The organism is Streptomyces sp. NPDC002513 (assembly GCF_053595355.1).
Map to the genome: position 1 here is coordinate 43,262 of NZ_JBSFXK010000042.1, position 24,054 is coordinate 67,315.

Below are 24,054 nucleotides of genomic sequence, written 5' to 3' on the forward strand. Positions count from 1 at the left end.
CGCCTTACCGAGGCATCGACGCCCGGCCGCGCAGGGGGGCCTTCGCGAACTCCCGCACGCCGTCGGCGAACGGGACCCGGGGCAGCCAGCCGAGTTCCGTGCGCAGCCGTGACGAGGAGGCGGTGATGTGGCGGACGTCGCCCAGCCGGTACTCGCCGGTCACCACGGGCTCGGGCCCGCCGCAGGCGCCGGCGAGCGCGGTGGCCATCTCTCCCACGGTGTGCGGGCTCCCGCTGCCGACGTTGTAGGCGCGCAGCGTCCAGGCCGGGATCGCGGTGCCGACCGCGCCGAGCGCCGCCAGGTTGGCGGCGGCCACGTCGGCGACGTGGACAAAGTCCCGGAGCTGGCCACCGTCCTCGAAGACCCGGGGCGGCTCGCCGCGCGCGAGCGCGGATCGGAAGAGCGAGGCCACCCCGGCGTACGGGGTGTCGCGCGGCATGCCCGGCCCGTAGACGTTGTGGTAGCGCAGGGCGACCGCCCGGCCGCCGGTGGCCCGCGTCCAGGCTGCCGCCAGGTGCTCCTGGGCGACTTTCGTCGCGGCGTAGACGTTGCGCGGGTCGGGCGGCGCGTCCTCCGGCACCGGGCCCGGGGTGAGCGGATCGCCGCAGCGCGGGCAGACGGGCTCGAACCGCCCGGCGTCCAGGTCGGCGACCCGGCGCGGGCCGGGCCGGACGGTCCCGTGGCGGGCGCACTCGTAGCGGCCCTCGCCGTAGTACACCATCGATCCGGCCAGGACGAGGTCGCTCACCCGCCGTCGGGCCATGGCCGTGAGCAGGACGGCGGTGCCCAGGTCGTTGCGCCCCACGTACTCGGGTGCGTCGCCGAAGTCCCGGCCCAGGCCGACCATCGCCGCCTGGTGACAGACCGCGTCCACCCCGAGCAGCGCCTCCTCGACCACCGCCCGGTCCCGTACGTCGCCGCGCACGAGCGCGACGCCGGGCGGGAAGTGCGGCTCGGGCCACCGCACGTCCAGCACGCGCACCCCGTGCCCGGCCTCGAGGAGAGCCCGGACGACGTGCGAGCCGATGAACCCGGCCCCTCCCGTGACAAGGACCAGCACGCCTTCGAGGCTACGGCGGATTCGGACACGCGGCGCCGCGAGACCGTCCGGCGCGCTCGCGGCTGCCACTGTGGCGGGTGTGGGAGTACGCACGCTCTGCGCCACGGCACTGCTCGCCGCCCTCGTCGCCGTGGTCGCCGCAGCGGTCCGCATCGGCGGTGATCTCGGTCGTCCGGCCGCGCTGCTGTCCTGGTATGCCGCCGCGTGGGTGCTGTTCGCCGGGGCGGCGTGGGCGGTGCGGCGGGTGCCGGTGCGCACCGCCGTGGCGCTGATCCTGGCCGGTGGGATCGCTGTGTGTGTGGCGGCGCTGTCGGCTCCGCCGCGCACCAGCGACGACATGTACCGCTATGCGTGGGACGGCCGCGTGCAGGCCGCGGGAGTCTCTCCGTACGCCCACCCGCCGGACGCGCCACAGCTTGCCCGGTTGCGTGATCCGTGGCTCTTCCCCGCCGGGACCGCGTGCCGTGGGTGGGACCTCCACCCGGTGGCGGGTGCGTGCACGCACATCAACAGGCCCTCCGAACGCACGATCTATCCGCCCGTGGCCGAGGGGTGGTTCCTGCTGGTGCACGCCGTCTCCCCGGCGGGCGGGCGGCACAAGCCTCTGCAACTCGCAGGTGCGATGCTCGCGCTCGCCACGACGGTGGCGCTGCTGCTGGTGCAGCGGCGGACGCGCGGGGACGTGCGGCGGGTGGCGCTGTGGGCGTGGTGTCCGGCGGTGCCGTTCGCCGCGGTCAACGACGCCCATGTGGACACGCTCGGAGTGCTGTTCACGGTGACCGCGCTCGGCACGGCCGCGCGAGCGCGCCGTGGAGCGTTGCTGGGGGCGGCGATCGCCGTCAAGCTGCTGCCCGTGCTCGCCCTCCCAGGTGCGCTGTCGGGGGTGCTGGCTCCCGGGCGTGGCCCGCGTGCCCGGGTGCGGGAGGCGGCGAGCGTGCTGCTCGCCGCCGTCGGTGTCGTGGTGTTCGCCTATCTTCCGTACCTGCTGGCGTCCGGTTCCGCGGTTCTGGGTTATCTCCCCGGGTATCTGCGGGAGGAGGGGTACGAGCCGGGCGGCGTCGGCCGGTTTCGGCTGCTGCGGCTGGTGCTGCCGGACGCCTGGGCCGGTCCGGCCGCCGCCGCACTGGTGGCGCTCAGCGCCTGGCATGTCCTGCGGCGAGGTGATCCAGAGCAGCCGTGGCACGGATCGCTGCTGGTCACGGGCACTGCGCTGCTGCTCACCTCGCCCGCGTACTACTGGTACGCGCTGCTCGTCGTGGCCCTGGTGGCCCTGGGCGGCCGGGGGGAGTGGCTCGCCGTTGCCGCCGCGGGCACCGCGCTGTATGTCGCGGACGCACTGCAGTGGCATGGTGTCCAACTCGCCGCGTACGGGCCGGCCGCCGTGGCGGTGCTTGCCGGCGCATTTGTCCGGGCGCGGGCTTGTGGAGGCAAGGACCGGCGGCGGGACGGTGCGTGAGGGCTGAGGTGCCTGCCGCATCGGGTGTGCGGGAGTCATCGACGGCGGCGTCGGAAGAGGACCATCCGCAGGACGGTGAAGCGCACCACGGTCACCAGAGCGAAGCTCGGTGCGAGCACCAGGGTCTCCGCCGCCGGTGAGGCGGTGGGCCGGTAGTGGCGGAAGAGCAGGACGGCGCCTGAGGTGACCAGGTACGCCAGGACGAACAGGCCACCCGCGGCCAGATGCGCCTGGAGGACCCGGACCGCGGACCCGCGAAAGGTCAGCCGGCGGTTGGCCTCCGTGTTGAGGACGGTGACGACGAGAAGAGAGGCGAAATTGGCCAGGACGGGCGGCGACCCGTGGCGCAGAACCCAGTACAGCAAGGCCTGGGCCACCGTGGACGCGACGCCGATCACGACGAACCAGATCACCTCTCTGGTCAGCGCGGGGCGGCCGGGCCGGGTGGCGGCGCTGCGCTGTGCGCTGAGGCGTCGCACCTCACCATCATGAGGCCACCGTGCGACCCGTCGAGCCGTGCGGAGCCCCGGTTCGGCCGTTCGGCTGACGCCCGACACCCGCATGCAGGCCTGGCACGGAAAGCCCACCGGATCTGTGCCAGTTTGTGGCTGACGACCACAGACGCGGACGGCGCGGCGGGATGCGATCCCCCCTCTGAGAGTCGGCCCGGGCAGAGGAGGCAGCCGATGGACAGTGGCGGACGGCCGCCGTCCCCGGAGCCCGGCGGGCCTCAGCGCCCGAGACCGGGCGAGGGTCACGCGCCAGGGCGCCTCGAGCGCGTTCGCGCTGCCATGGCCGCGCGGGCCACCAAGGAGGCCGCTCGTATCCGAGCTCTCGTGCGGCGGGTCGAGAGGACTCCTCCGCCCCCGGGACCGTTCCGTCCCGGCTTCTGGCGCAGTCCTCTCCGCGGGCCCTGGCTGACGTCCGTGTTCGGCCTGGTGCTGCTGATCGGCATCCCGCTTCTCTTCGTCACCGGGATGCTCTCCTACGCCTCCTACAACCCGGGACTCGGCCGCATCAACGACCAGACGCCGGACAAGGGCCTGCTGGGCTTCTACCTCTTCGACTGGCCCACACATCCGTACTGGCTGTACCGGCTGACCCAGGGCGTGCACGTGACCCTCGGCGTGGTCCTGGTGCCCGTGCTGCTGGCCAAGTTGTGGTCGGTGATCCCGAAGCTGTTCGAGTGGCTGCCGGTCCGCTCCGTCGCCCACGGACTGGAGCGGTTGTCCCTGCTCATGCTGGTCGGCGGGGTGATCTTCGAATTCGTCACCGGCATCTTCAACATCCAGCTCTTCTACGTCTTCCCCGGCTCCTTCTACACCCTGCACTTCTACGGCGCCTGGGTCTTCATCGCCGCCTTCGTCGTCCATGTGTGCCTCAGACTCGGCCGGATGACCCGCGCCCTGCGCTCCCGTAGCCTGGCCGCCGAACTGCGCACCGACCTCGCCCACACCCGGCCCGAGCCCCCCGACCCCGACGGCCTGGTCTCGACCGCTCCCGGGCCGCCGACAATGACCCGGCGTGGCGCGCTCGCCATGGTGGGAGGCGGATCGCTGCTCCTCCTGGTGGTCACCGCGGGACAGAGCATCGGCGGCTGGCTGCGGAGCACCGCCCTTCTCGCGCCGCACAACCGTACTCCGGGCAGCGGCCCGAGCGGCTTCCAGATCAACAAGACGGCCGCTTCCGTCGGCGTCACCCCCGCGCACGTCGGCCCCGGCTGGCGGCTGGAGATCCACGGCCCCGGTCCGACGCTCGTCTTCACCCGCGCACAGCTCCTCGCGATGCCCCAGCACGCCGCCGCACTGCCGATCGCCTGCGTGGAAGGGTGGTCCACCCCCAACCAGCAGTGGAGCGGCCTTCGGCTGGCCGACCTCGCTGCCCTGGCGGGCCTCCCCGACGCCGGAAGCGTCCTGGTGGAGTCCGTTCAACCCCCCGGCCCCTACAGCTCGGTGGTACTGCGGGGCAACCAGATCCACGACCTCCGATCGCTGCTCGCCCTGCACGTCAACGGCGCGGACCTCTCACTCGACCACGGCTACCCGGCCCGCGTCATCGTCCCGGCCAACCCCGGCGTGAACAACACCAAGTGGGTGCACCGGCTCACCTTCAGGACCTGACCATGGCACGCTTCGTCCGCTGGTACGGCTCCGGCCCGCTCCACCTTCTCGTCCTGATCGCCTCGTTCGCCCTCACCGGCTACGCCCTGGTACGCCTGTTCGCGGTCCGCCCGCTCGCGGTCGCGATCTGGTTCGTCGGCGTGGCGATCCTCCACGATCTGATCCTGCTGCCCCTGTACTCACTCGCCGACCTGTCGGCACACGCTGTCCTGCGGCATCGCGCCATCCGCATGCCACAACCGCCGTGGATCAACCACCTGCGCGTGCCCACCTTTCTCTCCGGTGTGCTCCTGCTCGTCTGGTTCCCCCTCATCTTCGCCTTGTCGACCCCCTACCCGGGTGCCACCCGGTTGTCCATGGACGTCTACCTCGGCCGGTGGCTGGCCATCACCGCCGTGCTCTTCGCCGCCTCCGCACTGGCCTTCGCTCTCAGGCTCCGCCGCGTCCGGCGGGCCGCCCGCGCCGACGAGGAACGACCCGCACCAGGTCACGATGCTGCACCGTGACGACCGATGAGGACGGCTCGCCCCGCGCCGAGGGAGACCCCTATGCACTCGCCCTGCGAACCGGCCACGGACCGGTGTATCTACGCCTGGGAGACGGGCGCCGGATCCGGATGCCTGTGGATCGCTGGTACGCGCAGCCCACCCCGGCCGATGAATCCCTGCTCCATCGCTGCGTCGGCCCCGTTCTCGACGTCGGCAGCGGACCGGGCCGGCTGTGCAGAGCGCTGCTGGGCCGCGGAGTCTTCGCTCTCGGCGTCGATGTGACTCCCCGCGCGGTGGCCCATACCATCGCTCTCGGCGGAATCGCACTGTGCCGATCGGTGTTCGACCGGCTGCCGGCCGAGGGAGGCTGGCAGACCGTCCTCCTCATCGACGGCAACATCGGTATCGGCGGTGACCCGCGCGCCCTGCTGGGCCGATGCATCCGGCTCACCGCCCCGACGGGTGTTCTCCTCGTCGAGGTGGACCCCGACGATGTCGAGGAGCGCTGCACCGCCTGGTTCGAAGACATCCGTGGCCACGAGGGGCCGCCGTTTCCCTGGGCGCGTCTGGGAGCACCGGCGCTCCACAGGATCGCCGAGGACCTCGCCCTCAGCGTCACCGACCAGTGGAGACACGGCCACCGATGCTTCCTCGCCCTCGGCCGCCAGGATTCAGCCCCGGGACGTCGCTGCTGAGGCGGGGCCGGCCACGCGGCGGCGGGGAGACACGACGTACGCCGACCGGACGCCGACCGCGAGGCGCGGCACCTGATCGTGCCACCCGGTCGGGGCAACCGCCGGCGGCCGGCACGTGCGATCCACCGATCGTGCTGATTGAGTAGGGGTGAATCCGCTGTGCAGGGAGGCTGGGATCAATGACACTCGTCGGGCACCGGGAGAGACCTGCCGCGCAGGCGACTGCTCACGTCGTCCCAGCCGGGCCACGTTCAGCCCGAGGCGGACGGGCTGCGGCACATGAGTGCGCGACCGATCGGTGACCACGCTCTGCTGTCCGACTGCCGCTCGGCCGCACTGGTCACCTCCGACGGCTCGGTGGACTGGCTGTGCCTGCCCCGGTTCGACAGCCCGGCGATCTTCGCCCGGCTCCTCGACGAGGACGCCGGCCACTGGTCGATCCGCCCTGTCACCGGCCTGGTCGGCATCAGCCGCCGTTACGTCGAGGACACCCTGGTTCTGGAGACGGTCTTCCGCACGACCGGGGGAACGGCGGTCCTGCGGGATGCCCTTGCCCTGGGACGGCGCGAACGCGGGCACGCGCTCGGCACCGCTTCCCCCGGAACGCTGCTGCGGCAGATCACCTGCACCGAAGGGCGGGTGGACATCGAGATCGCCTATGCGCCGCGCCCGGAGTTCGGACTCGTCCACCCACTCCTCTCAGCCGTGCGAGGCGGGCTCGCGGCGTACGGGGGAGCCCATGTTCTGCTGCTGTCGAGCCCCGTCGACCTGCGGGTGAGCGGTTCCACGGCGCACGGCCGAATCCCGCTCTCGGCGGGGCACCGCCTCGGATTCGCCCTGCACGTCAGACCGGCGTGGGAAAGGGAGTCGGTGGGCTGGCGGGCGGGGCGGATCCGGCGCCGCATGGCCGACACCGTCGAAGGCTGGCGCTCCTGGTCGAAGCTCCACCGCGGCTACGTCGGCCCCTGGCAGGACGAGGTGGGCCACAGCGGACGCGTGCTGCGAGCCCTGACCTTCGCGCCCACCGGGGCCATCGTCGCCGCGGCCACCACCTCCCTGCCCGAGAAGGCGGGCGGGATGCGCAACTGGGACTACCGCTACACGTGGGTGCGCGACGCGAGCTTCACCATTCAGGCACTGGCCACGGCCGCCTGCGAGAAGGAGAAGAACCGATTCTTCGACTTCCTCGCCCGGGCCGGGGCAAGCCAACTCGACCGCGGCGTCGACCTGCAGATCATGTACGGCATCGGCGGCGAACACGACCTGAGCGAGCGGCTCCTGCCGCACCTGACCGGCTGGCGCAACAGCAGCCCCGTTCGGATCGGCAACGACGCCTGGCGCCAACGCCAACTCGACGTCTACGGCGAACTCCTCGACGCCGCTCACCAGACCCTTCCGCCCGGTGAGCCGCTCGACCCGACCACCCGCACCTTCCTGCTCCAGGCGGCCGAGACAGCCGGCCGGCGGTGGAACGAACCGGATCAGGGCATCTGGGAAAGACGCGGACCCAGCAGACACTTCCTCCACTCGAAACTGATGTGCTGGGTCGCCCTGGACCGCGCCATCGCCATGGCCCCCGCCCTCCAGGCCGACGAACGCCTGCCCCACTGGCGGTACGAGCGCGCCCAGATCCGCCGAGCCATCGAACAACATGGTTGGAACCCCGGCCTGGGCGCCTTCACCCAGGCATTCGACAGTGACGACCTCGACGCCTCCGCGCTGATGCTGCCCATCGTCGGTTTCCTGCCGCCGCACGACCCTCGCGTCCAGTCCACCGTGCTGGCCGTCGCCACCCACCTGACCGACCGCGACGGCCTGGTCCGCCGCTACCTCACCGATGAGCTGCAGGAAGGAGAAGGCGCCTTCTTGCTGTGCACCTTCTGGCTTGCCCAAGCCCTCGCCCTCACCGGCCACACCACCCGTGCACGGCACGTCTTCCAAGCCGCCCTCGCACACGCCAACGACCTCGGCCTGCTGGCCGAGGAGACCGACTCCACCACAGCAGAGGCCCTCGGCAACTTCCCCCAAGCCTTCAGCCACATCGGGCTCATCAACGCCGCTCGCGCCATCCGCGATGCCGAGCGGCAGACAAGGCACCCCCAGTAGGCGAACAACCCGTGTGTGCGCCAACTGCTTACCGATCCGCGCACTCACGTAGGCGCGCCGGCGACGCCGCCATGAGTCCAGTTCACCACGTGCTCGCGGCGTGCAGTTCTTTTCGTGTTCCTGGACTGCCATCACCGCCAGGAAGGCGTGGGCGAGCAGGGCGAGCGTGATGTCGGCGCATCGAGGAGCGGCTTGGCCGGCTCGGCCCGATCGAGTTCGAAGAGAAGTGCTACGCCGACCAGGCAGCGGCTGAACGAGCGAACCTGACAGCCCTTCAACCTGCTCTGACCAGCGGATCAGCACTTGCCGCACAGCGGGGGAACCTCACGTCACGAAGCCGCGAGCCGGTACGGGGCGGTCAGGGGCGTACGCCTGGCATACGGTTCCAGCATGAAGCGTCGATTCCTTGTGTCAGACGCGATTGCCGCAGTGGCGCTGCTGACGACCGGCGCGTGCTCGTCACCCTCCGGGCAGACCCAAGCAACGCCGGCCCCGTCCACCGCCGTCTCCCGGGCGACGGCGGTACCTACAGGTCCCTTCACCCTCGGCAGAGGCCAGGGTTTCGACGCGTCAGGCGCGTTCCTCCCCCTCATGACCTGCGACAGCCCCCACGACTACTCCCCGGGGCTCACGTTCGAGAACGTCCCCGCCGGTACCGCCGAGCTCGCCCTGTCCATGGTCGACCGGGAGAACCAGAAGATCCACTGGCTCCAGGTCGGCCTTCCCGCGACAGCGTCGGGAACGCAGGCGCACACCCTGACGCCCGGTGCCAGGGAACTCCTGAACGACTTCGACGAGGCGACGTACGACGGCCCCTGCCCGCCGGCCGGTCACACGCACGAGTACCAGCTGACGCTGTACGCGTTCCGCACCCCCCTGCCGGGGTCCTTCGGCCGGAACACCTCGCCGAGCCAGACCCTCAAAGAACTACGGAGTCAGGCCGATGCCACCGCGGTGCTGGTCGCCCCCTACACACGGCACTGACGCAGCGGAGCCGATGGTGCGGCTGCCGAATACTTCATCCACCCGGCTCAGGCCGCATGTCGGTACGCGCGAACGGTGCCGCCGAGCGGATCTCGTCGGCGGATCTCCAGGCGTCTGATACCGACGGTGTCCGCCGGAGCCGACGACGCTCGGCCCGGCCGGGGCCCCGGACGAGGCGCCCCGGCCGGGCCAAGGCACAGCGGTCAGAAGGGGTAGCGCGCAGTGGTGCCACGCATGGTGATCCAGCGGGTCTCGGTGAAGGCTTCGATGTTCGCAGCGGCCCCGCCGAAGCGGGATCCCGTACCCGATGCCTTGACCCCTCCGAACGGTGCCACCGCTTCGTCGTTCACCGTCTGGTCGTTGATGTGCACGATCCCGGTGGGGATCTTCTCGGCCACGGCCAAGCCGCGCATGGCATCCTTGGTCACGATGCCGAGCGAAAGCCCGTACTCGCTGTCCTCGGCGATCCTCACCGCGTCCTCCACGGACTCGACGCGGGTGACCGGTGCCACCGGCCCGAAGACCTCTTCGGCGAAGGCCGGGGCCGTGAGTGACATGTCCGCCAGGACCGTCGGACGGTAGAAGAGCTCCTCATAGGTGCCTCCCGCCGCGACCTTCGCCCCCTGGGAGGCGCTCTCGGTGACCAGGTGGTGGATCTTGTCACGCTGCTTGGCGTCGATGATCGGCCCGAGAGCGACGTCGCCACCGGCCGCCGGATTCCCGACCGGCAGGCCCTGCGCTTTCGCAGCGAGCGCAGCGACGAAATCGTCGTAGATCGCACTCGACACGAGGTGCCTTCCCGTGGTCATGCAGATCTGACCCTGGTTGAAGAACGAGCCCCATGCGGCCAGGTTGACCGCGTCTTCCACGTCGGCGTCATCGAGGACGAGCAGTGCGGAGTTGCCGCCGAGCTCGAGGTGAGCGCGCTTCAAATGCCGGCCGGCGAGCTCGCCGATGCGTCGGCCGACGGCCGTGGAGCCGGTGAACGAGATCACCCGGACATGCGGGTCGACGACCAATGCCTCGCCGACGTCCGGACCGCCCGGAAGCATTTGCAGCACACCGGCCGGCAGGCCCGCCTCCTCGAATATACGAGCCATCAGCGTGCCACCGGTGACTGCGGTGCGGGGGTCCGGCTTGAGCAGGACCGAGTTGCCGAGAGCCAGGGCAGGAGCGACAGAGCGGATCGCCAGGATGATCGGCACGTTGAAAGGCGCGATCACCGTCACGACGCCGGCGGGGACGCGGCGTGTCATGGACAGTCGCGGCTCCTCACTCGGCAGCACCTCACCCAGCGGGCGGCCAGGGAGCGAGGCGGCTTCGTAGCACTCCTCGGCAGCGGTGTGGAGTGCGAACCGGGCCATGCCCGGGACGGCGCCGACCTCACGGATGTTCCACTCGGCGACTTCCTCCGCGTGCTGCTTCCACAGATCACCTGCCCTGCGGAGCACTGCCGCTCGCTCGGTGAACGGAACGGCTGCCCAGGCTTGCTGCGCCGAGGCCGCTGAGGCAGCGGCCTCGGCCACATCCTCCGGGCCGGCTGCTCCCATGCGAGCCAGCTCCGTGCCGGTTGCCGGTTCGACAACGGGGTAGTCGCCACCGCGGCCTGTCACCCAGGCGCCGTTCTTGAAGATCTTGCCCTGCCAGTCGACAGAGTCCAGGAGTGCCACAACGATTCCTTTGGTAGACAAGTTCGAGTTCGATGAGGTGCGCGTCGGTCAGGGGTGCGCCGGCATGCGCAGGACCGGCTTCAGCACGCGGCCCGCGAGGGCGTCGTTCATACCTCGTTCGATGTCGGCGAGGTCGTAGAACTCCACCAGTTCATCGAAGGGGAAACGGCCTTGGGCGTTCAGCTCGACCAGCGTGCCGATCAGCTCCTCGCTACGGCCTCCGCCCCCCAGGACGCCCACGACGCGCTTGCCCCAGAGCGTGGTGAGATGGTCGAGACTCAACTCGGCGCCGGCGGGTGCACCGCCGATGAGCACGCAGGTCCCGAGCATCCCGACGCTGTCGGCGGCCTGACGGACGACCGAGATGACGCCCGTGCACTCGATCGAGTAGTCGGCCGGCCCACCGCAGATGGTGTGCACGGCCTCGACCGGATCGGTGTGCGTCGCATCGATGATGTCGGTAGCGCCGAAGCGGCGTGCGAGCTCGAGTCGGTTGGCGTGCCGGTCGATCGCGATGATGCGGGTCGCCGGACTCAGTCGTGCCGCCATCACGGCGGCGAGTCCGACCGCTCCCACGCCGTACACGACGAGCGAGCTCCCGGGACGAGGCTGCAGCGTGTTGAAGACGGCTCCCGCTCCGGTCGCGATGCCGCAGGCCAACGGACCGAGTGCCGCCAACGGAGCCGTGTCGGGAACCACCACCAGCGCCTCGGCCCAGGTGAGTGCATGCGTGGCGAACGACGACTGGCCGAAGAAGTGGCTGTGCACCACCTCGTCTCCGTTCGCGCGATGCAGAGCGCTCTGGCCCGCACGGGGTCCGAGCAGCCGGCCTCCACCGCAGAGCGCCTCACCGAGGCGCGCGCAGTAACGGGGCTGCCCACGTCGGCAGTTCGCGCAGCTACCACAGGACGGCCAGCCGATGACGACGTGATCTCCGACGGCTACGTGGGTGACGTCCGGCCCGACGGCCTCGACGACGCCGGCGCCCTCGTGACCCAGGACGCCGGGGAAGGGCATCGGCAGGTCGCCATGCCGGGTGATCTCGTCGGTGTGACATATGCCGGTTGCGACGATCCGGACCAGCGCTTCGCCCGGCCCGGGTTCGTCCAGCTCGAGCTCGGCGAGAGTGAACGGGGCGCCGAGTTCCTCGACGACGGCGGCGGTCACCTTCATGCCAGGAGGTCCTTCCCGAAGTCTCGTTGTGGATGATCGCGGCGACGGCTGCGACGGTGTGGTCGGCGCCGGGGCGTCCGACGATCCGGACCGCGACTCAGGGCATCCGACCCCGCGCCCCGCAGGACAGCCTCCGCCGCTTCGACGAGACCGAGCCGCTCCGGCTCAGGCACGGCGGCCGCCGGCATTCTGAGGTGCACCGGCGCCGGGCCGGCGGTCGAGGAGGTATCCCACCGGGAAGAGGCTGATCCGCGCCCGCTCCGTGATCAGGCCCCACAGACCACGTGGTGCCCAGATGGCCACGAGCGTGCCACATGCACCGAGGATGATGAGGTACCAGCTTCCGTAGTCCGACAGCACCTGCTGGAGCGCGAAGAAGATGACTGCCCCGATGATGGGGCCCTCGATGTAGCCGATGCCGCCGATGACGACGATGAAGATCATGTAGGCGGACCACTGCACGTTGTACACGGCATCGGGGTTCACGCTGAGCGACGCCACGAGCAGGACGCCGCCTGCGGCACCACAACCGGCGGCCGAGATCAGATAGACCCAGCGCTTGGCTCGCGGGACGTTGATGCCGACCGCGTTGGCGGCGGTCTCCTCGTCGCGCACGGCCATGAGCGAGAGCCCGAGGCGGCTCCGAAGGAGGAGGTAGCAGGTGAGGGTAGCCACCGCCGCCAGGCCGAGAGCCACCCAGTAGGTGATGGCCCCACGTATGACCGGGTCGATGTCGGACAGAGTGGAGAGCGACTTGCCGCTCGCCCCGCCGAGTGCACCGATCCGCGTCGTCACCAGCCTGAACACCTCGGCGATCACCCAGGTGCCGATCGCGAAGTAGTCGCCGCGAAGCCGGAACGCCAGCCAGGAGGTCGGGATCGCGATGAGCGCCGCGACCACCGCCGCCAACGGAATGGCGAGGTAGGCCTGGACTCCGTGCTCAGCAAGCATCAGAACGGCGTACGCGCCGAGGCCGAAGTAGGCCTGTTGACCGACCGAGACCAGCCCGGCGAAGCCGGCGAGAAGGTTCCACATGCTCGCGAGCGCGATGAGGATGAACAGGTTGACGAGGGAGTCGGTGACGCCGCCTATCACCGCGAACGGCAGGACGGCGAGCACAAGCACCGCTACGCCCATCAGACCGGAACCGAACCAGGCGGAGCGGCTGGACCGGCGTACAGATGCGCGGTGGGCGGCATGCGTGAGGAAGGCGTCGGTGATGCTCATGCGGTCCGTCCCGAAAGAAGGCCCTGCGGGCGGAGGGCCAGCACCGCGAGGAAGATGATGTGTCCGCTGAGGATGGTGAGTGCAGGGTCGATCTGTGCGCCCAGCGACTGGGTCAGGCCCAGCACCATGCCGCCGAGCAACGTGCCCCACAGGGAGCCGAGGCCGCCGATCACCACCGCCTCGAAGGCGAACAACAGGCGCGAAGGTCCCGTGGAGGGGTCGAAGGACGAGCGCATCGCCATCATCACACCGGCGAGCGCGACCGTCCCGAAGGCGATAGCGGTGGCAATGCCGTACACATGGCGGCTGTCGGCGCCGACGAGAGTTGCCGTGTCGGGATCGTCCGAGCTCGCGCGGAGCATGCGCCCGAGACCGGTCCGGGACAGGAACAGCTGGATCGCGATGATCACGATCATCGCCAGCACGAAGGTGACGAGCGAGAGGTACGGGATCGAGATGTCTCGTGTGATGCGGAACGATCCCGTGGCGAAGGCGCCACCGCCGAGCGTGCGGGTGTCGGCCGAGAAGATCTCGAGGAGAACGTTCTGAAGAATGATCGACAACCCGAACGTGACCACCAGTGTCGACAGCGGCCCGGCCCGAAGGCTGCGGCGCAGCAGCACACGCTGCGTCATATAGCCGAGCACAGCGAACAGCGGCGCCGTCACGACGATGGCGACCCACAGCGGAAGGCCGGTGCCGTTGACCATGGCAAGCGCCAGGAACGAGGCGACGACAGCGAGGTCCCCGTGTGCGAGGTTGACGACCCGCATCACCCCGAACATCACGGACAGGCCGGTCGCGAACAGCGCATACAGGCCGCCGAGCAGCACACCTTGAACGACTGCGTTGAACCAGTCCACTTCAGTTCCTTTCAGTCGTCGGCCGTGCCGGACGCGGTGGAGGTCGTGAGGCCGAAGTAGGCCTGCTCGATGGCGCTCGGGGTGAGCTCGTCGGGGGAGCCGCTGAGAACGGACCTGCCTTCGAGGAGGCAGTGCACTGTGCCGGCCACTCGCAGCGCCTGGGAGACGTCCTGCTCGACGATCAGTGCGGAGGTGCCGTTCTCGACGATGGTGGGCAAAACGTCATAGATGCGCCGGACGACGACGGGCGCCAGTCCGAGTGAGAGCTCGTCGATCAGGATCAGCTTCGGGTTGGACATGAGCGCCCGCCCGATCGCGACCGACTGCTGTTCCCCGCCCGAGAGCTGGGCCGAGTTCTGCCGACGACGGTCAGCCATCCACGGGAACAACTCGTAGATACGTGGGAGGGTCCAAGGCCCGGAACGACCTCGGTAGCTGCCGGTGCGCAGGTTCTCCTCCACCGTGAGGGAGCGGAAGAGCCTCCGTCCCTCAGGCACCAGCGCGATCCCGGCCGCCACACGGCGATAGGCGGGCAGACGAGTGACGTCGGCCCCGTCGAAGACGATGCTGCCGGCGGTCGGCGTATTGCTGCCCGCGAGAGCACGAAGGAGGGTGGACTTGCCGGCGCCGTTCGCGCCTATGACGGCAAGTACCTCCCCTTCGTCGAGGGTGAGGTCCAGCGAACGGATCGCCTGGAGCTGTCCGTGGTGGACGTCGAGGCCGTGGACGTTGAGCAGGGTCATGGTGAGGTTGTCTCCTCGTCGGCGGTGCCATCGGTGCTCCCGAGACCGCCACCGAGATACAGCTCCCGAACGTCTGGGTGCGCAAGGACATCAAGGGGGGCGCCGTCGGCGACCACGCGTCCGGCTGCCAGGCAGACCATGCGGTCCACCGTCTTCACCAGGGCGTGCACGACGTGCTCGATCCACACGACCGCCAGCCCCTCGGCCCGGATCCGACGCACCACGTCGACGAGCTCTGCGACCTCAGGGTCGGTCAGCCCACCGGCGACCTCGTCGAGCAGCAGCAGCGCAGGGTCCGTTCCCAGGGCGCGGGCCAGCTCCAGGCGCTTGCGCTGGAGCAGGCCGAGCCGGCCGGCCGGTGTGTTCGCCTCGGCAGCCAGACCCGTGAGCTCGAGCACCGATGCCGCACGGTCGTAGGCGTCTCGTCCGCGCCGTCCCCCACCCTGGTGCGCACAGACCAGGACGTTCTCGAAGACCGTGAGGTGCTCGAACGGGCGAGGGATCTGGTACGTGCGTCCGATGCCGGTGCGAGTCCGCCGGAACGCCGACTGGCCGGTCACCTCCTTGCCGTCGAACCACACTGATCCGTGGTCGGGATGCAAGTCGCCCGAGATCATGGAGAACAGCGATGACTTGCCGGCTCCGTTCGGGCCGACGATGCCGAGGGCCTCGCCGCCGCGGATGCTCAGATCGAGGTCCGTGGCGACGACGACTCGGCCGAACTTCTTGCTGATCCCTCGGAGGGAGAGCAGCTCATCGTGTGGGCTCATGCGCTGGTCGGCTCCAGGTCGCCCCCGAGCGGAACCGCCCGGTTGGGGGTGTTGTCGACGATGACGATGTCCCAGGGAAACTGCTTGCCGGGCCGCCACTGGCCGCCGACGGGGTGCTGGAGAGCGACGCCGGGCTCGGGGCCGGCGGTGAAGTCGAGGTCACCGCTCATGCAGCTGATCTTCATCTCGCGGAGGTTCTTCGCGACCTCGTCCTTGTCCTTCGGGTCATCGGCGTTCTTGAACGCCTGGATGGCGACCTCGAACAGGGAGTAGATCGAGCCGAGGGCCTGTGTCCACTGCTTGCCGGTCTTGGCGGCGTAAGTGTCCGCAAGCTGCTTGGCGGTGGTGCCGTCCAGGGCCGACTTGTACGGGTGGAAAGGGCTCCACCAGATGTCGGTGGCGATGTTCTTGCTCAAGCGGCCCAGCGCCTCGGCCTCGGTGGGGAAGAGCATGACCTTGGCCACCGTGGCCAGCTTCGGGTGGAAGCCCTGCTGCTGTGCCTGCTTCCAGAAGGTCTGGAAGTCCGGCGGGATCGGCGTACACGTGAGGAGTTCGGCACCGGATTTCTTGAACTTGGTGATCTGCGCGGTGAAGTCGGTTGCGCCGTCCTCGTAAGCGCCGCCGTCGACGGGGGTCCAGCCCTTCTTCGTCATCATGGGGCTCAGGCCGTGGCGGAAGGCATTGGCGTCGGTGTCGTTCGGCCACAGAGCCGCGACGTCCTTGCGGGAGACACCGATCCTGTCCCACATCGGCAAGAAGCAGTCCGCGAACTGCTGCATGCCGAAGAAGAACAACGTCGTGTACTTGAAGCCTTCGCCCGACTTGCCACCGCGGCCGTTGAACCATGCCTCCCACGGCGCGATGGTCGTGACGTTCGGAACGCCGTTGGCCTCGCACTGGTCGGCGACGGGGTTGGTCGTGTCGGGCGTCGAGGAGCCGACGATCAGGTCGACGCCGTCGTTGATCAGCTGCCGAGTGACCTCGGTGGCCCGGTTGGCGTTCGACTGGGTGTCCTTGACGACGATCTCGAACCGCCGCTTCTTGCCGCCGATCGTCAGCCCCTTCGCCACCGCTGCCTGGACCTGGGAGACGATGAAGTTGTCGGCCGACGCGAAACCGGCCAGAGCTCCGGTCTGCGGGCTCACGTAGCCGATGCGCAGCACGTCCGAGGACGACGAACTCGAGCCCTTCAGCCCTCCGCATGCGCTGAGCAGCGGCGTTGCGCCGAGAAGCACGGCACCGTATCCGGCGCCCTTGAGCAGACTGCGCCTGCTGACGCCGCCGGTCGGGAAGTTGGTCACGACGAGTCCTCCTGGCTGCGGAACCTGGGTGCCGCTACGGGTGTGACGGACATCTCTTGGAGGCGCATCGTGATGTGAGTTGCGGCACACGTCAACGCGCAGTTCCACTCGTAGGAACGGTGTTCCATCTACGCTTCGCGCATGACTCCAGTCCCGGCATCGATGGACTCGCCGAACGCGGGTGCTCAGGCCCTCGAACGAGGCCTCTCCATCCTGACCGCGCTCGCCGATGGCCGCCGGCCTCTCGGGCTCGTCGAGCTGGCCAAGGCGACAGGGTTGAGCAAGAGCACATGCCACCGCTACGTCGCGAGCCTCGTTGCCCTGCGCTACCTCGAGCAGGAGGACGGCGGCCGCAAGTACCTCCTGGGTCCTGCGGCGATGAACCTCGGCATCGCGGCCGTGGGGACGTTGGAGGTCGCCCGCGTCGCCGCTCGAAGCGTCCAGGCTCTGGCCGACGAGACCAACCACACGGTCAGCCTGGTGATCCTCGACGGCGCGGACATCGTCTTTGTCGACCGCCGTCGCCCGAGCCGTGCCGGATTCCGGATCGAGCTCAACATCCAGATCGGGACTCGGCTGCCCGCATACTGCACATCGATGGGCAAGGTGCTGCTGGCCTATCGAGACCCGGCGTCCGTGCGTACGATCCTGGACCGGATCGACCTCGCGCGTCGCGGGCCGAAAACCATCACCGCTCGCGAGCAACTGCTCTCGGTTCTGGCGGAGATCGCCCGCACCGGCCTCGCCGTCAACGACGAGGAGCTCGCCTCCGGGTTGCGATCGCTCGCCGTTCCGGTGCGGGATCATCGCGGCGACGTGTGTGCGGCACTCGGCATCGCCGTCCACCTGAGCGCCTGGAACGCCACGGCCGAGGCAGTCGTGGCGCGCCTGGAAGCGCCGCTTCGCCACACCGCTCAGGAAATCTCGCGTCGCATGGGCTACTTGGGATGACGGAGTTCCACTCCTCGGGAAGCGGTTCCTGCTGGTGGAACGTAAGGTAGCCATTTACCGGAGGCCTTCTAGCCTTGCGGCCACGACCTGCGCGACCAGACCTCGGGCGAAGGAGCATCAGTGAAGACCGCGGCGGCCCCCCTTGTTCGCCAACACATCGCCGGCGAGTGGGTCGACTCGCGCAACGGGCGCACGTACGAAAGCCGAAACCCCTGGTCCGACGAGGTGGTGGCCGTCGTCGCCGCCGGCGACCAGGACGACACACGAGCTGCGATCGAGGCGGCCCATCAGGCATTCGGTACCTGGTCACAGTCGCTGCCCCACGAGCGTCAGTCGGTGTTCCTCAAGGCGGCGGACATCGTGGAACGCCGGCGGGCCGACATCATGGCACTGCTCGCGCGGGAGACCGGCTGCAGCCGCTACTTCGGCGACATCCAGCTCGACTTCACGCTGTCGCTGCTGCGGCAGTCGGCTGCCCTGCCGTACGCCGCTGCCGGACATGTCCTGCCGTCGGACCAGCCGGGCACCCAGGCGATGGCGATGCGTCGTCCCGTAGGCGTCGTCGGTGCCATCGCCCCGTGGAACGCAGCCCTGACGCTGACCGGCCGCGCGATCGCCGGGCCCCTGGCGCTCGGCAACACAGTCGTGCTCAAGCCGTCGGAAGAGGCACCCGCGTGCGGTGCCCTGTGGGCGGAAATCTTCGAAGAGGCCGGGTTGCCGCCGGGCGTCCTCAACATCGTGACGCACGGCCCCGGGGAGGCCTCGCTGGTCGGCGACGAGCTGATCGCGAACCCACTGGTGCGAAGGCTGAACTTCACGGGCTCGACCGCGACGGGCAGGCGGCTTGCGGAGGCGGCGGGCAGGCACCTCAAGCGTGTCCTTCTTCAGCTCGGAGGACAGAATCCCCTGATCGTTCTCGACGGGGTGGACCTCGACTATGCGGCCGATGCCGCCGCGTTCGGCGCCTTCGTCCACCAAGGCCAGGTCTGCATGTGTGCGCGCCGGATCTATGTCGAGCGCTCGATCGCCGACGACTTCTCCGAGCGCTTCGCCGCCAAGGTCGCGAGCCTGCCTCTCGGTGATCCTCTGGATCCACGGACAGTGATCGGGCCGGTGATCAACCAGTGGGCGCTGTCGACGATCAGCCGCAGGGTCGAAGAAGCTGTGACAGCAGGTGCACGCGTTCTCGCCGGGGGAACGGCCCAGCCGCCTTGCTATCCGGCGACCGTGTTGACCGACGTACCCGACGACATCGAGCTGGCCTTCGACGAAACCTTCGGTCCCGTAGTGGTCCTCACGGTGGTCGATGATCGCGACGAGGCCGTCGAGCGCGCCAACGCTTCCGGCTTCGGACTTACCGCAGCCGTCCTCGCGGCTGATTCTGTTCAGGGCCTCGAGGTCGCCCGCAGGATCACCGCCGGCATCATCCATGTCAACGATCAGCCCGTGAACGACGAGCCTCACATGCCGTTCGGCGGAATGAAGAACAGCGGTTGGGGCCGCTTCGGCGTCGGGTTCGCAGTCGAGGACTTCACCGAGCTGCAATGGGTCACCGTCCGTGACACGAAGCGAACCTTTCCCTTCTGAGCGCACGTGTCCGCCCTCGCACGGTCCACTGACAGGCCGTCGACATGTACCCCCTTACGGCAGTGTCATTGACGTCCGAAGAACTCCACCTCGGCGACGGCGACCCGGCGGTCCTTCCCGGCGTCGTAGGCGGCATCCACCATCAGCCGTACCCGCGTCACGTCCGCCCCCTGGACGTCGAAGCTCCGCTGGCCGGGCGCGTCGTTCAGATTGAGGTCCTAGGTGGTGTGCTTGCCGTCCGAGGAGACGAGTGTGAGGGTGATCTCCGAAGGCCGCGCCTGGCTGAGGTACTCGTCCGGCTTCGTCGAACTCCCGGACGTGATCAGGATCTTCTGCAACCGCACCGGCCGCTCGAAGTCGGCTTCCAGATACTGCCCCGTGGCGGGGCCGGGGGCTGCCGGCGCCCAGTAGCGGTTGTTGAGGCCGTCGAAGGCCGCCTGTGCTCGGTGGGACGCCGCCTGGCTGGAGGCGCGCATGTGTGCGGGGCGCAGAGGCTTCGGAGTGCCGGAGTTGTCCTCGGCGAAGGTGAACAGCTCGGTCAGCAGCGCACGGGCGAGCCATGCCGCGACGACGAGGACGATCAGGAAGACCGGCAGCGTCAGTCGCGGCCGGCGCCACACGTGGAGCCTGGGTTGTTGTTCGTCGATGTGGGTGGTGACCAGTACTCCCCGCGCGGTACTGGTTCGCTGGATCTGGCGTAGCAGGCGTAACGCGTCCTCATCGACGGCGTCGAGGACGACGACCACCACCTGCGGTGCGTCCCCCTCCTCCCATTCGATGACCTTGATTTCAGGCCGGGTGCGCAGCTGACTGGTAACTCCGGCCTGCGATACGGGGTCTTGGGCGCGTAGCGCCACTGTGATGCGCTCTCCGTTCGTCTGCAACACGTCGCTCTCTCCCCTCGGGCGACTGAGGGAGAACGCCAGGGAAAAATGAAAAGATCGTGAGCATGAAGTCATCACATTTCATTCACATGGGTCTCCCTTTGCCAACTGACCACAGTAATGCCCCGGATTCCCGAAGGGAATTGCTCGTGACTCACAGGGCATCGTCATTGCCCGAAAGTGTTCCTGTGTGGCCGGTCCTGGCAGATCGCGGCGGACAATACGGTGCGCGGCATGAGTGTTTCGGCGAGCCTGGACGAGTCTTCTGTCACCGTTGAGCCCGGCGGCGAGGCGGATCTTGCGGTGCAGGTGCTCAACTCGGGGACCATCGTTGAGGAGTGCCGGTTCGAGGTGGTCGGGCCGTGCGCCGACTGGGCCACGGTGGAACCGGAGAGCCTGTCGCTCTACCCGGGCGCGACCGGCAGCGCCACCGTCACCTTGCGTCCGCCCCGCACCTCACAGGTGGCGCCCGGAGAGACACCGCTCGGACTGCGTGTGGTGCCGACGAGTGACGACGGCGAGACGGTTGTTCTCGAACGTAGCGTGGCGGTACGGCCGTTCACCGAGATCACCTCGGAACTGGTGCCGCCCGGTTCGAGCGGTGCGTGGCGCGGGCGGCACAAACTGGCCGTGGACAGCAGAGGCAACACGCCCGTCACGATCGCGCTGACCGCGCGGGGAGCAACCGAACGGTCGCGGCTCGCCTTCGAGCCGGCCGAGCTGGAGATTCCGCCCGGCCAGGCCAAGTTCGCCACACTGACCGTGCGCCCCGCCAAGCGGCTGTGGCGTGGTACGCCGATCACCCATCCCTTCCAGGTGGCGGTGGCACCCCGGGCGCAGGAGGGGCAGGACCCTTACCAGCCGGTGGTCCTGGACGGTTCCTACGAGCAGCAGGCCGTCCTGCCCCGCTGGCTTCCCCGCGCCCTCGTCGTGGCGGTGCTGGTGGCGGGCGCGCTGGTGGGGCTCTGGTACTCGGTGCTGCGGCCCACCGTACGATCGGCCGCCCGTGAGGCGATCACCCCGCAGGTCGTCGAGTCCGCGGCACGGCAGGGGAACACCACCCCGAAGGGCGGCGGCAAGAACGGACAGGGGCAGGAGGCGTCGGGCGGTGGAGGGCAGGCAGGCTCGGCCGGCTCCGGCGGCACGTCCGCGTCCCCGGACGGCAGTGCGACTGCCAAGCCCGGTGGGTCCGGTGGGTCCGGCGGGTCCGCGACACCGGAGAGCGCCCGGGTGCAGGTGCAGGACGCGGTGGGCGGCAGTGCCACCCGGCGGACCGCGTACAAGGTCCCGGACGGCAAGATCTTCGAACTGACCGACGTCGTGGTCCAGAACCCGCAGGGCGACGCGGGCACCGTCGTCATCGCCACCGACGACGGGCAACTGCTCAACCTGGCGCTGGAGAACTTCCGTGACTCCGACTACCACTTCGTCACCCCCATCGAGGTGCAGTCGGGAGGCCGGATCACCATCTCCGTGAGCTGCCGGGAGGTGGGCAGGCCGGTCAAGGCCCCGGTGCCGTCCCAGTGTTCAGAATCATTGTTGCTCGGTGGCAAGATCTCGGCGAAAGCGGCGGCAGGGGGCTGACCCGCGGCGGGCTCGCGGAACCGGAAGGACGCGGCAGGAAGACCAAAGGGGCAGGGGGAAGTTCATCCCCTGCCCTTCGGACGTACGCGCGGACGCACGGCTCGGACGCGTGTCCGGACGCACGTGCCGGACCTGTGGTGCGGATGTGCGGCCGCGCCCTTCGGTCAGGCCTCGGGCGCGGACTCCTCCTCTTCCTCGTTCCCGTCCTCCGCCGCCCGCTGCACGAACGACCCCTGCACATCCGCCGGTTCCTCCTCCTCGTCGGCGGCCTGGCGCTGCACCGGGGCGGTGGCGGCGGGAGCGGCCGACGGGGCGGCCTCGGGGGATGCCGCGGCGGGCGCCGGGGCAGGGGCAGCCAGCACACGCTCGGCGTTGGCCGACGCCTCCTGCTCGAAGCGGTCGGACGGGTCGCTCACCCGGATCCCGCCCGGTGCCTCCGTGCCGTCCACCGGGCCGTTGCGCTGCTGGATGACATGGGTGAGCTCATGGGCGAGCGTGGTACGGCCCTGGTGCGAGGAGGGATCGTAACTGTCCCGCTGGAAGACGATGTTGTCGGCGACGGTATAGGCGTGGGCGCCGACCTCCTTCGCCGACTCGTATGCCGCCGATCCGGTGTGCACGCGCACGGAGGAGAAGTCGGCGCCGAGCCGGCCCTCCATGTCCGTGCGCGTGTCGGTGTCCAGGGGCTGACCGCCGCCGGACGAGATCACGTCGTGGACGCTGGAACGAGCCTCGCGTTGCTCTGGCTCCGGTTCGGCCTCCCGCTGGAGCGCCGCGCCGACGGCCGCGTTGCCGACCGTCCGTTGAAGCGTGCTCATCCCGGAACGGCCGATCACCTCCGTACGCCCGGTGGCGGCGGCCTTCAGCAGGTGCGGAAGCTCCCCCGACGCCTGATCGTGGCTCTCCCGGGCCGCCTTGACGGACTCGTCGTACTCGTGTTCCTGCCCCTGATCGTATGCACGCATCTGCCGCTCCCCGCGGAATGCCGGACGTTCGTCCTAAGCGTCGCGGGCTGGTCCGGTTTCCGTCCAGGGGCGCACGTGTGGGGAAAGGGCAGCCCGGATTGCCTCTTCGGGCAAGGCATCGTCCGCGTGTGCCCACACCGACGTCGAGGCCCTGACCGACAAGAACGGCGACACCAAGGCCACCTACGGCTACACCGCCCACGGCAACAACGATGCCACTGAGTTCACCGGCATCGACAAGCCCTGGGCCGGCCAGCCGGACAAGGAGGAGTACAACCCCTACCGCTTCAACGCCAAGCGCTGGGACGCCCAGTCCGGCACCTACGACATGGGCTTCCGCGACTACGACCCGGGCCTCAACCGCTTCACCACCCGGGACATGTACAACGGCGCCCTCGACGACATGAGCCTGGGTGCGGACCCGTACACCAGCAATTGCTACGCCTTCACCGGCGGCAACCCCACCAGCCTCGTCGAGCTGGACGGCCCCCAGCCCAGGCCTGCGCCGCGGGTCACCGAGACCAACAACCCCACGTGCGACCCGATGCCTCTGATCGACGGAGGACGGATCTACGGCGGCCTTGAGGAGTACACGGATCACCAGGGGAACAAGGGCTGCAGGGCGACCGGCGCCTTCGCCTTCCTCACCAAGGCTGACCGCAGGTCGCGCACCGGGGCGGGTGGTCTTCCCAAGGGCCCCGAATGTGAACCGTCCCGTCCAGCCGGACGGAATGGGAGAAATAGCGGCAGGAGGCGGTGATCCTCGAGCCGGTCACCTGATAGGTTACTGGGGCAAGGGCACCGGCCAGGATGTCCGAAACCTGGTTGCTTTGCATGGCAGTGCAAATAGAAGGATGGCCAGCAAGGTGGAACGCTTCGGCTGGAAGCACTTGGCCGGGGACAATAAACTGTTCATGTCGGTCGTTCCTGTCTACGGTGACCCGCAACCCGCATTCGGCCGTTCCTACGCTTGTTCAGGTGGGAATGACTGCATACGGACCCCGGGGGAATATCGTGGACACTTTCTCGTGTACTGCGATCAACTCCCTGACGGGCATCGGCTCGAAGTGCTAGAAGGGGCGTAGTCGTGGCAACGCTTTCAGAGATCGAAGCCCTGTTGGGTGAACCCCGGTTCAACTGGTCGGATCCGGCGCCATGGATCGAACTGGAGCGGGAACTCGGTATCGAATTCCCTGCGGACTTCCATGAGATCATTGACGCCTATGGTTCGATCGTGATCAACGGGCAGTTGTATCTGAAGCACCCTGCCAGCCATCTTCTGCACGATCTGGGAACAATGATCAGGAGGGATCTCGAGCTCTGGCGCGAGGACAACGTCGCTTCCTAAGCGGCCTTTTGCAGCTCGGCGTTGATCTTCTCCTCGGGGTCGAGGCGGTGGATGTGGATGTCGTGTGTGACGCGGCTGG

The 24,054-nt window shown here is 69.1% G+C and carries 21 protein-coding genes and 1 pseudogene; 11 read left to right on the forward strand and 11 right to left on the reverse strand.

Annotated features, from left to right (window positions below):
• Nucleotides 1–4: 4 nt before the first annotated feature.
• Nucleotides 5–1,060 (reverse strand): NAD-dependent epimerase/dehydratase family protein, encoded by a 1,056-nt coding sequence (locus ACWD5Q_RS24650; protein WP_451429195.1) that lies wholly within the window; start codon nt 1,058–1,060, stop codon nt 5–7.
• A gap of 79 nt (nt 1,061–1,139) precedes the next feature.
• On the opposite strand from ACWD5Q_RS24650, the gene ACWD5Q_RS24655 reads away from it, so the two are divergent.
• Complete coding sequence (locus tag ACWD5Q_RS24655) at nt 1,140–2,516, forward strand: hypothetical protein (RefSeq protein ID WP_451429196.1); 1,377 nt, start codon at nt 1,140–1,142, stop codon at nt 2,514–2,516.
• Nucleotides 2,517–2,551: 35 nt separating this feature from the next.
• Here the strand turns inward: ACWD5Q_RS24655 and ACWD5Q_RS24660 are convergent, their stop codons facing one another.
• Complete coding sequence (locus tag ACWD5Q_RS24660) at nt 2,552–2,995, reverse strand: GtrA family protein (protein ID WP_451429197.1); 444 nt, start codon at nt 2,993–2,995, stop codon at nt 2,552–2,554.
• Between the two features lie 312 nt (nt 2,996–3,307).
• On the opposite strand from ACWD5Q_RS24660, the gene ACWD5Q_RS24665 reads away from it, so the two are divergent.
• From ACWD5Q_RS24665 to ACWD5Q_RS24685, 5 genes are all read left to right on the forward strand, one after another.
• Complete coding sequence (locus ACWD5Q_RS24665; RefSeq protein WP_451429198.1) at nt 3,308–4,636, forward strand: molybdopterin-dependent oxidoreductase; 1,329 nt, start codon at nt 3,308–3,310, stop codon at nt 4,634–4,636.
• Nucleotides 4,637–4,638: 2 nt separating this feature from the next.
• Nucleotides 4,639–5,142, forward strand: coding sequence for a hypothetical protein (locus ACWD5Q_RS24670; protein WP_451429199.1), 504 nt, complete (start codon nt 4,639–4,641; stop codon nt 5,140–5,142).
• On the forward strand, nt 5,139–5,819 hold the full coding sequence (locus ACWD5Q_RS24675) for a class I SAM-dependent methyltransferase (protein ID WP_451429200.1): 681 nt from the start codon (nt 5,139–5,141) through the stop codon (nt 5,817–5,819). The genes ACWD5Q_RS24670 and ACWD5Q_RS24675 overlap by 4 nt, the downstream gene beginning before the upstream one ends.
• Before the next feature lie 279 nt (nt 5,820–6,098).
• Nucleotides 6,099–7,925 carry a glycoside hydrolase family 15 protein gene (locus ACWD5Q_RS24680; protein WP_451429201.1) on the forward strand — a complete coding sequence of 609 codons (1,827 nt, stop codon included), beginning with the start codon at nt 6,099–6,101 and terminating at the stop codon, nt 7,923–7,925.
• 591 nt (nt 7,926–8,516) lie between these two features.
• The gene (locus ACWD5Q_RS24685; RefSeq protein ID WP_451429202.1) at nt 8,517–8,909 is read left to right on the forward strand and encodes a YbhB/YbcL family Raf kinase inhibitor-like protein; all 393 of its coding nucleotides are present in this window, start codon (nt 8,517–8,519) and stop codon (nt 8,907–8,909) included.
• A 203-nt stretch (nt 8,910–9,112) separates the two neighbouring features.
• Here ACWD5Q_RS24685 and ACWD5Q_RS24690 read toward each other — a convergent pair whose 3' ends face one another.
• The 7 genes from ACWD5Q_RS24690 to ACWD5Q_RS24720 all read right to left on the reverse strand — a co-directional run bounded on the left by ACWD5Q_RS24690 (nt 9,113) and on the right by ACWD5Q_RS24720 (nt 16,656).
• Nucleotides 9,113–10,579 carry a benzaldehyde dehydrogenase gene (locus tag ACWD5Q_RS24690; RefSeq protein ID WP_451429203.1) on the reverse strand — a complete coding sequence of 489 codons (1,467 nt, stop codon included), beginning with the start codon at nt 10,577–10,579 and terminating at the stop codon, nt 9,113–9,115.
• 48 nt (nt 10,580–10,627) lie between these two features.
• Nucleotides 10,628–11,752 (reverse strand): NAD(P)-dependent alcohol dehydrogenase, encoded by a 1,125-nt coding sequence (locus ACWD5Q_RS24695; protein WP_451429204.1) that lies wholly within the window; start codon nt 11,750–11,752, stop codon nt 10,628–10,630.
• 165 nt (nt 11,753–11,917) lie between these two features.
• A complete protein-coding gene (locus ACWD5Q_RS24700) occupies nt 11,918–12,979 on the reverse strand; it encodes a branched-chain amino acid ABC transporter permease (protein WP_451429205.1) in 1,062 nt (353 codons plus the stop codon).
• Nucleotides 12,976–13,842, reverse strand: a complete 867-nt coding sequence (locus tag ACWD5Q_RS24705; protein WP_451429206.1) for a branched-chain amino acid ABC transporter permease — start codon at nt 13,840–13,842, stop codon at nt 12,976–12,978. Before ACWD5Q_RS24705 ends, ACWD5Q_RS24700 begins: the two co-directional genes overlap by 4 nt.
• Before the next feature lie 11 nt (nt 13,843–13,853).
• The gene (locus ACWD5Q_RS24710; protein ID WP_451429207.1) at nt 13,854–14,585 is read right to left on the reverse strand and encodes an ABC transporter ATP-binding protein; all 732 of its coding nucleotides are present in this window, start codon (nt 14,583–14,585) and stop codon (nt 13,854–13,856) included.
• Nucleotides 14,582–15,355, reverse strand: coding sequence for an ABC transporter ATP-binding protein (locus ACWD5Q_RS24715; protein WP_451429208.1), 774 nt, complete (start codon nt 15,353–15,355; stop codon nt 14,582–14,584). The genes ACWD5Q_RS24710 and ACWD5Q_RS24715 overlap by 4 nt, the downstream gene beginning before the upstream one ends.
• Nucleotides 15,352–16,656: an ABC transporter substrate-binding protein gene (locus ACWD5Q_RS24720; RefSeq protein ID WP_451429209.1), complete on the reverse strand. Its 1,305-nt coding sequence runs from the start codon at nt 16,654–16,656 to the stop codon at nt 15,352–15,354. Before ACWD5Q_RS24720 ends, ACWD5Q_RS24715 begins: the two co-directional genes overlap by 4 nt.
• A gap of 141 nt (nt 16,657–16,797) precedes the next feature.
• Here ACWD5Q_RS24720 and ACWD5Q_RS24725 point away from each other — a divergent pair, with 141 nt between their 5' ends.
• Both ACWD5Q_RS24725 and ACWD5Q_RS24730 read left to right on the forward strand, forming a co-directional pair.
• A complete protein-coding gene (locus ACWD5Q_RS24725; protein WP_451429210.1) occupies nt 16,798–17,607 on the forward strand; it encodes an IclR family transcriptional regulator in 810 nt (269 codons plus the stop codon).
• A gap of 120 nt (nt 17,608–17,727) precedes the next feature.
• On the forward strand, nt 17,728–19,194 hold the full coding sequence (locus ACWD5Q_RS24730) for an aldehyde dehydrogenase family protein (RefSeq protein WP_451429211.1): 1,467 nt from the start codon (nt 17,728–17,730) through the stop codon (nt 19,192–19,194).
• A gap of 218 nt (nt 19,195–19,412) precedes the next feature.
• Here ACWD5Q_RS24730 and ACWD5Q_RS24735 read toward each other — a convergent pair whose 3' ends face one another.
• On the reverse strand, nt 19,413–20,081 hold the full coding sequence (locus tag ACWD5Q_RS24735; protein ID WP_451429212.1) for a discoidin domain-containing protein: 669 nt from the start codon (nt 20,079–20,081) through the stop codon (nt 19,413–19,415).
• Between the two features lie 231 nt (nt 20,082–20,312).
• Between ACWD5Q_RS24735 and ACWD5Q_RS24740 the strand changes: the two genes are divergently transcribed.
• Nucleotides 20,313–21,662 carry a COG1470 family protein gene (locus ACWD5Q_RS24740; protein WP_451429213.1) on the forward strand — a complete coding sequence of 450 codons (1,350 nt, stop codon included), beginning with the start codon at nt 20,313–20,315 and terminating at the stop codon, nt 21,660–21,662.
• 164 nt (nt 21,663–21,826) lie between these two features.
• Here ACWD5Q_RS24740 and ACWD5Q_RS24745 read toward each other — a convergent pair whose 3' ends face one another.
• Nucleotides 21,827–22,627 carry an eCIS core domain-containing protein gene (locus ACWD5Q_RS24745; RefSeq protein WP_451429214.1) on the reverse strand — a complete coding sequence of 267 codons (801 nt, stop codon included), beginning with the start codon at nt 22,625–22,627 and terminating at the stop codon, nt 21,827–21,829.
• A gap of 130 nt (nt 22,628–22,757) precedes the next feature.
• Here ACWD5Q_RS24745 and ACWD5Q_RS24750 point away from each other — a divergent pair.
• Together ACWD5Q_RS24750 and ACWD5Q_RS24755 are read left to right on the forward strand one after the other, a co-directional pair.
• Nucleotides 22,758–23,114, forward strand: a pseudogene (locus ACWD5Q_RS24750) (RHS repeat-associated core domain-containing protein); the annotation flags it as partial.
• A 600-nt stretch (nt 23,115–23,714) separates the two neighbouring features.
• Nucleotides 23,715–23,975 carry a hypothetical protein gene (locus tag ACWD5Q_RS24755; RefSeq protein WP_451429215.1) on the forward strand — a complete coding sequence of 87 codons (261 nt, stop codon included), beginning with the start codon at nt 23,715–23,717 and terminating at the stop codon, nt 23,973–23,975.
• The last annotated feature ends 79 nt before the right edge of the window (nt 23,976–24,054 follow it).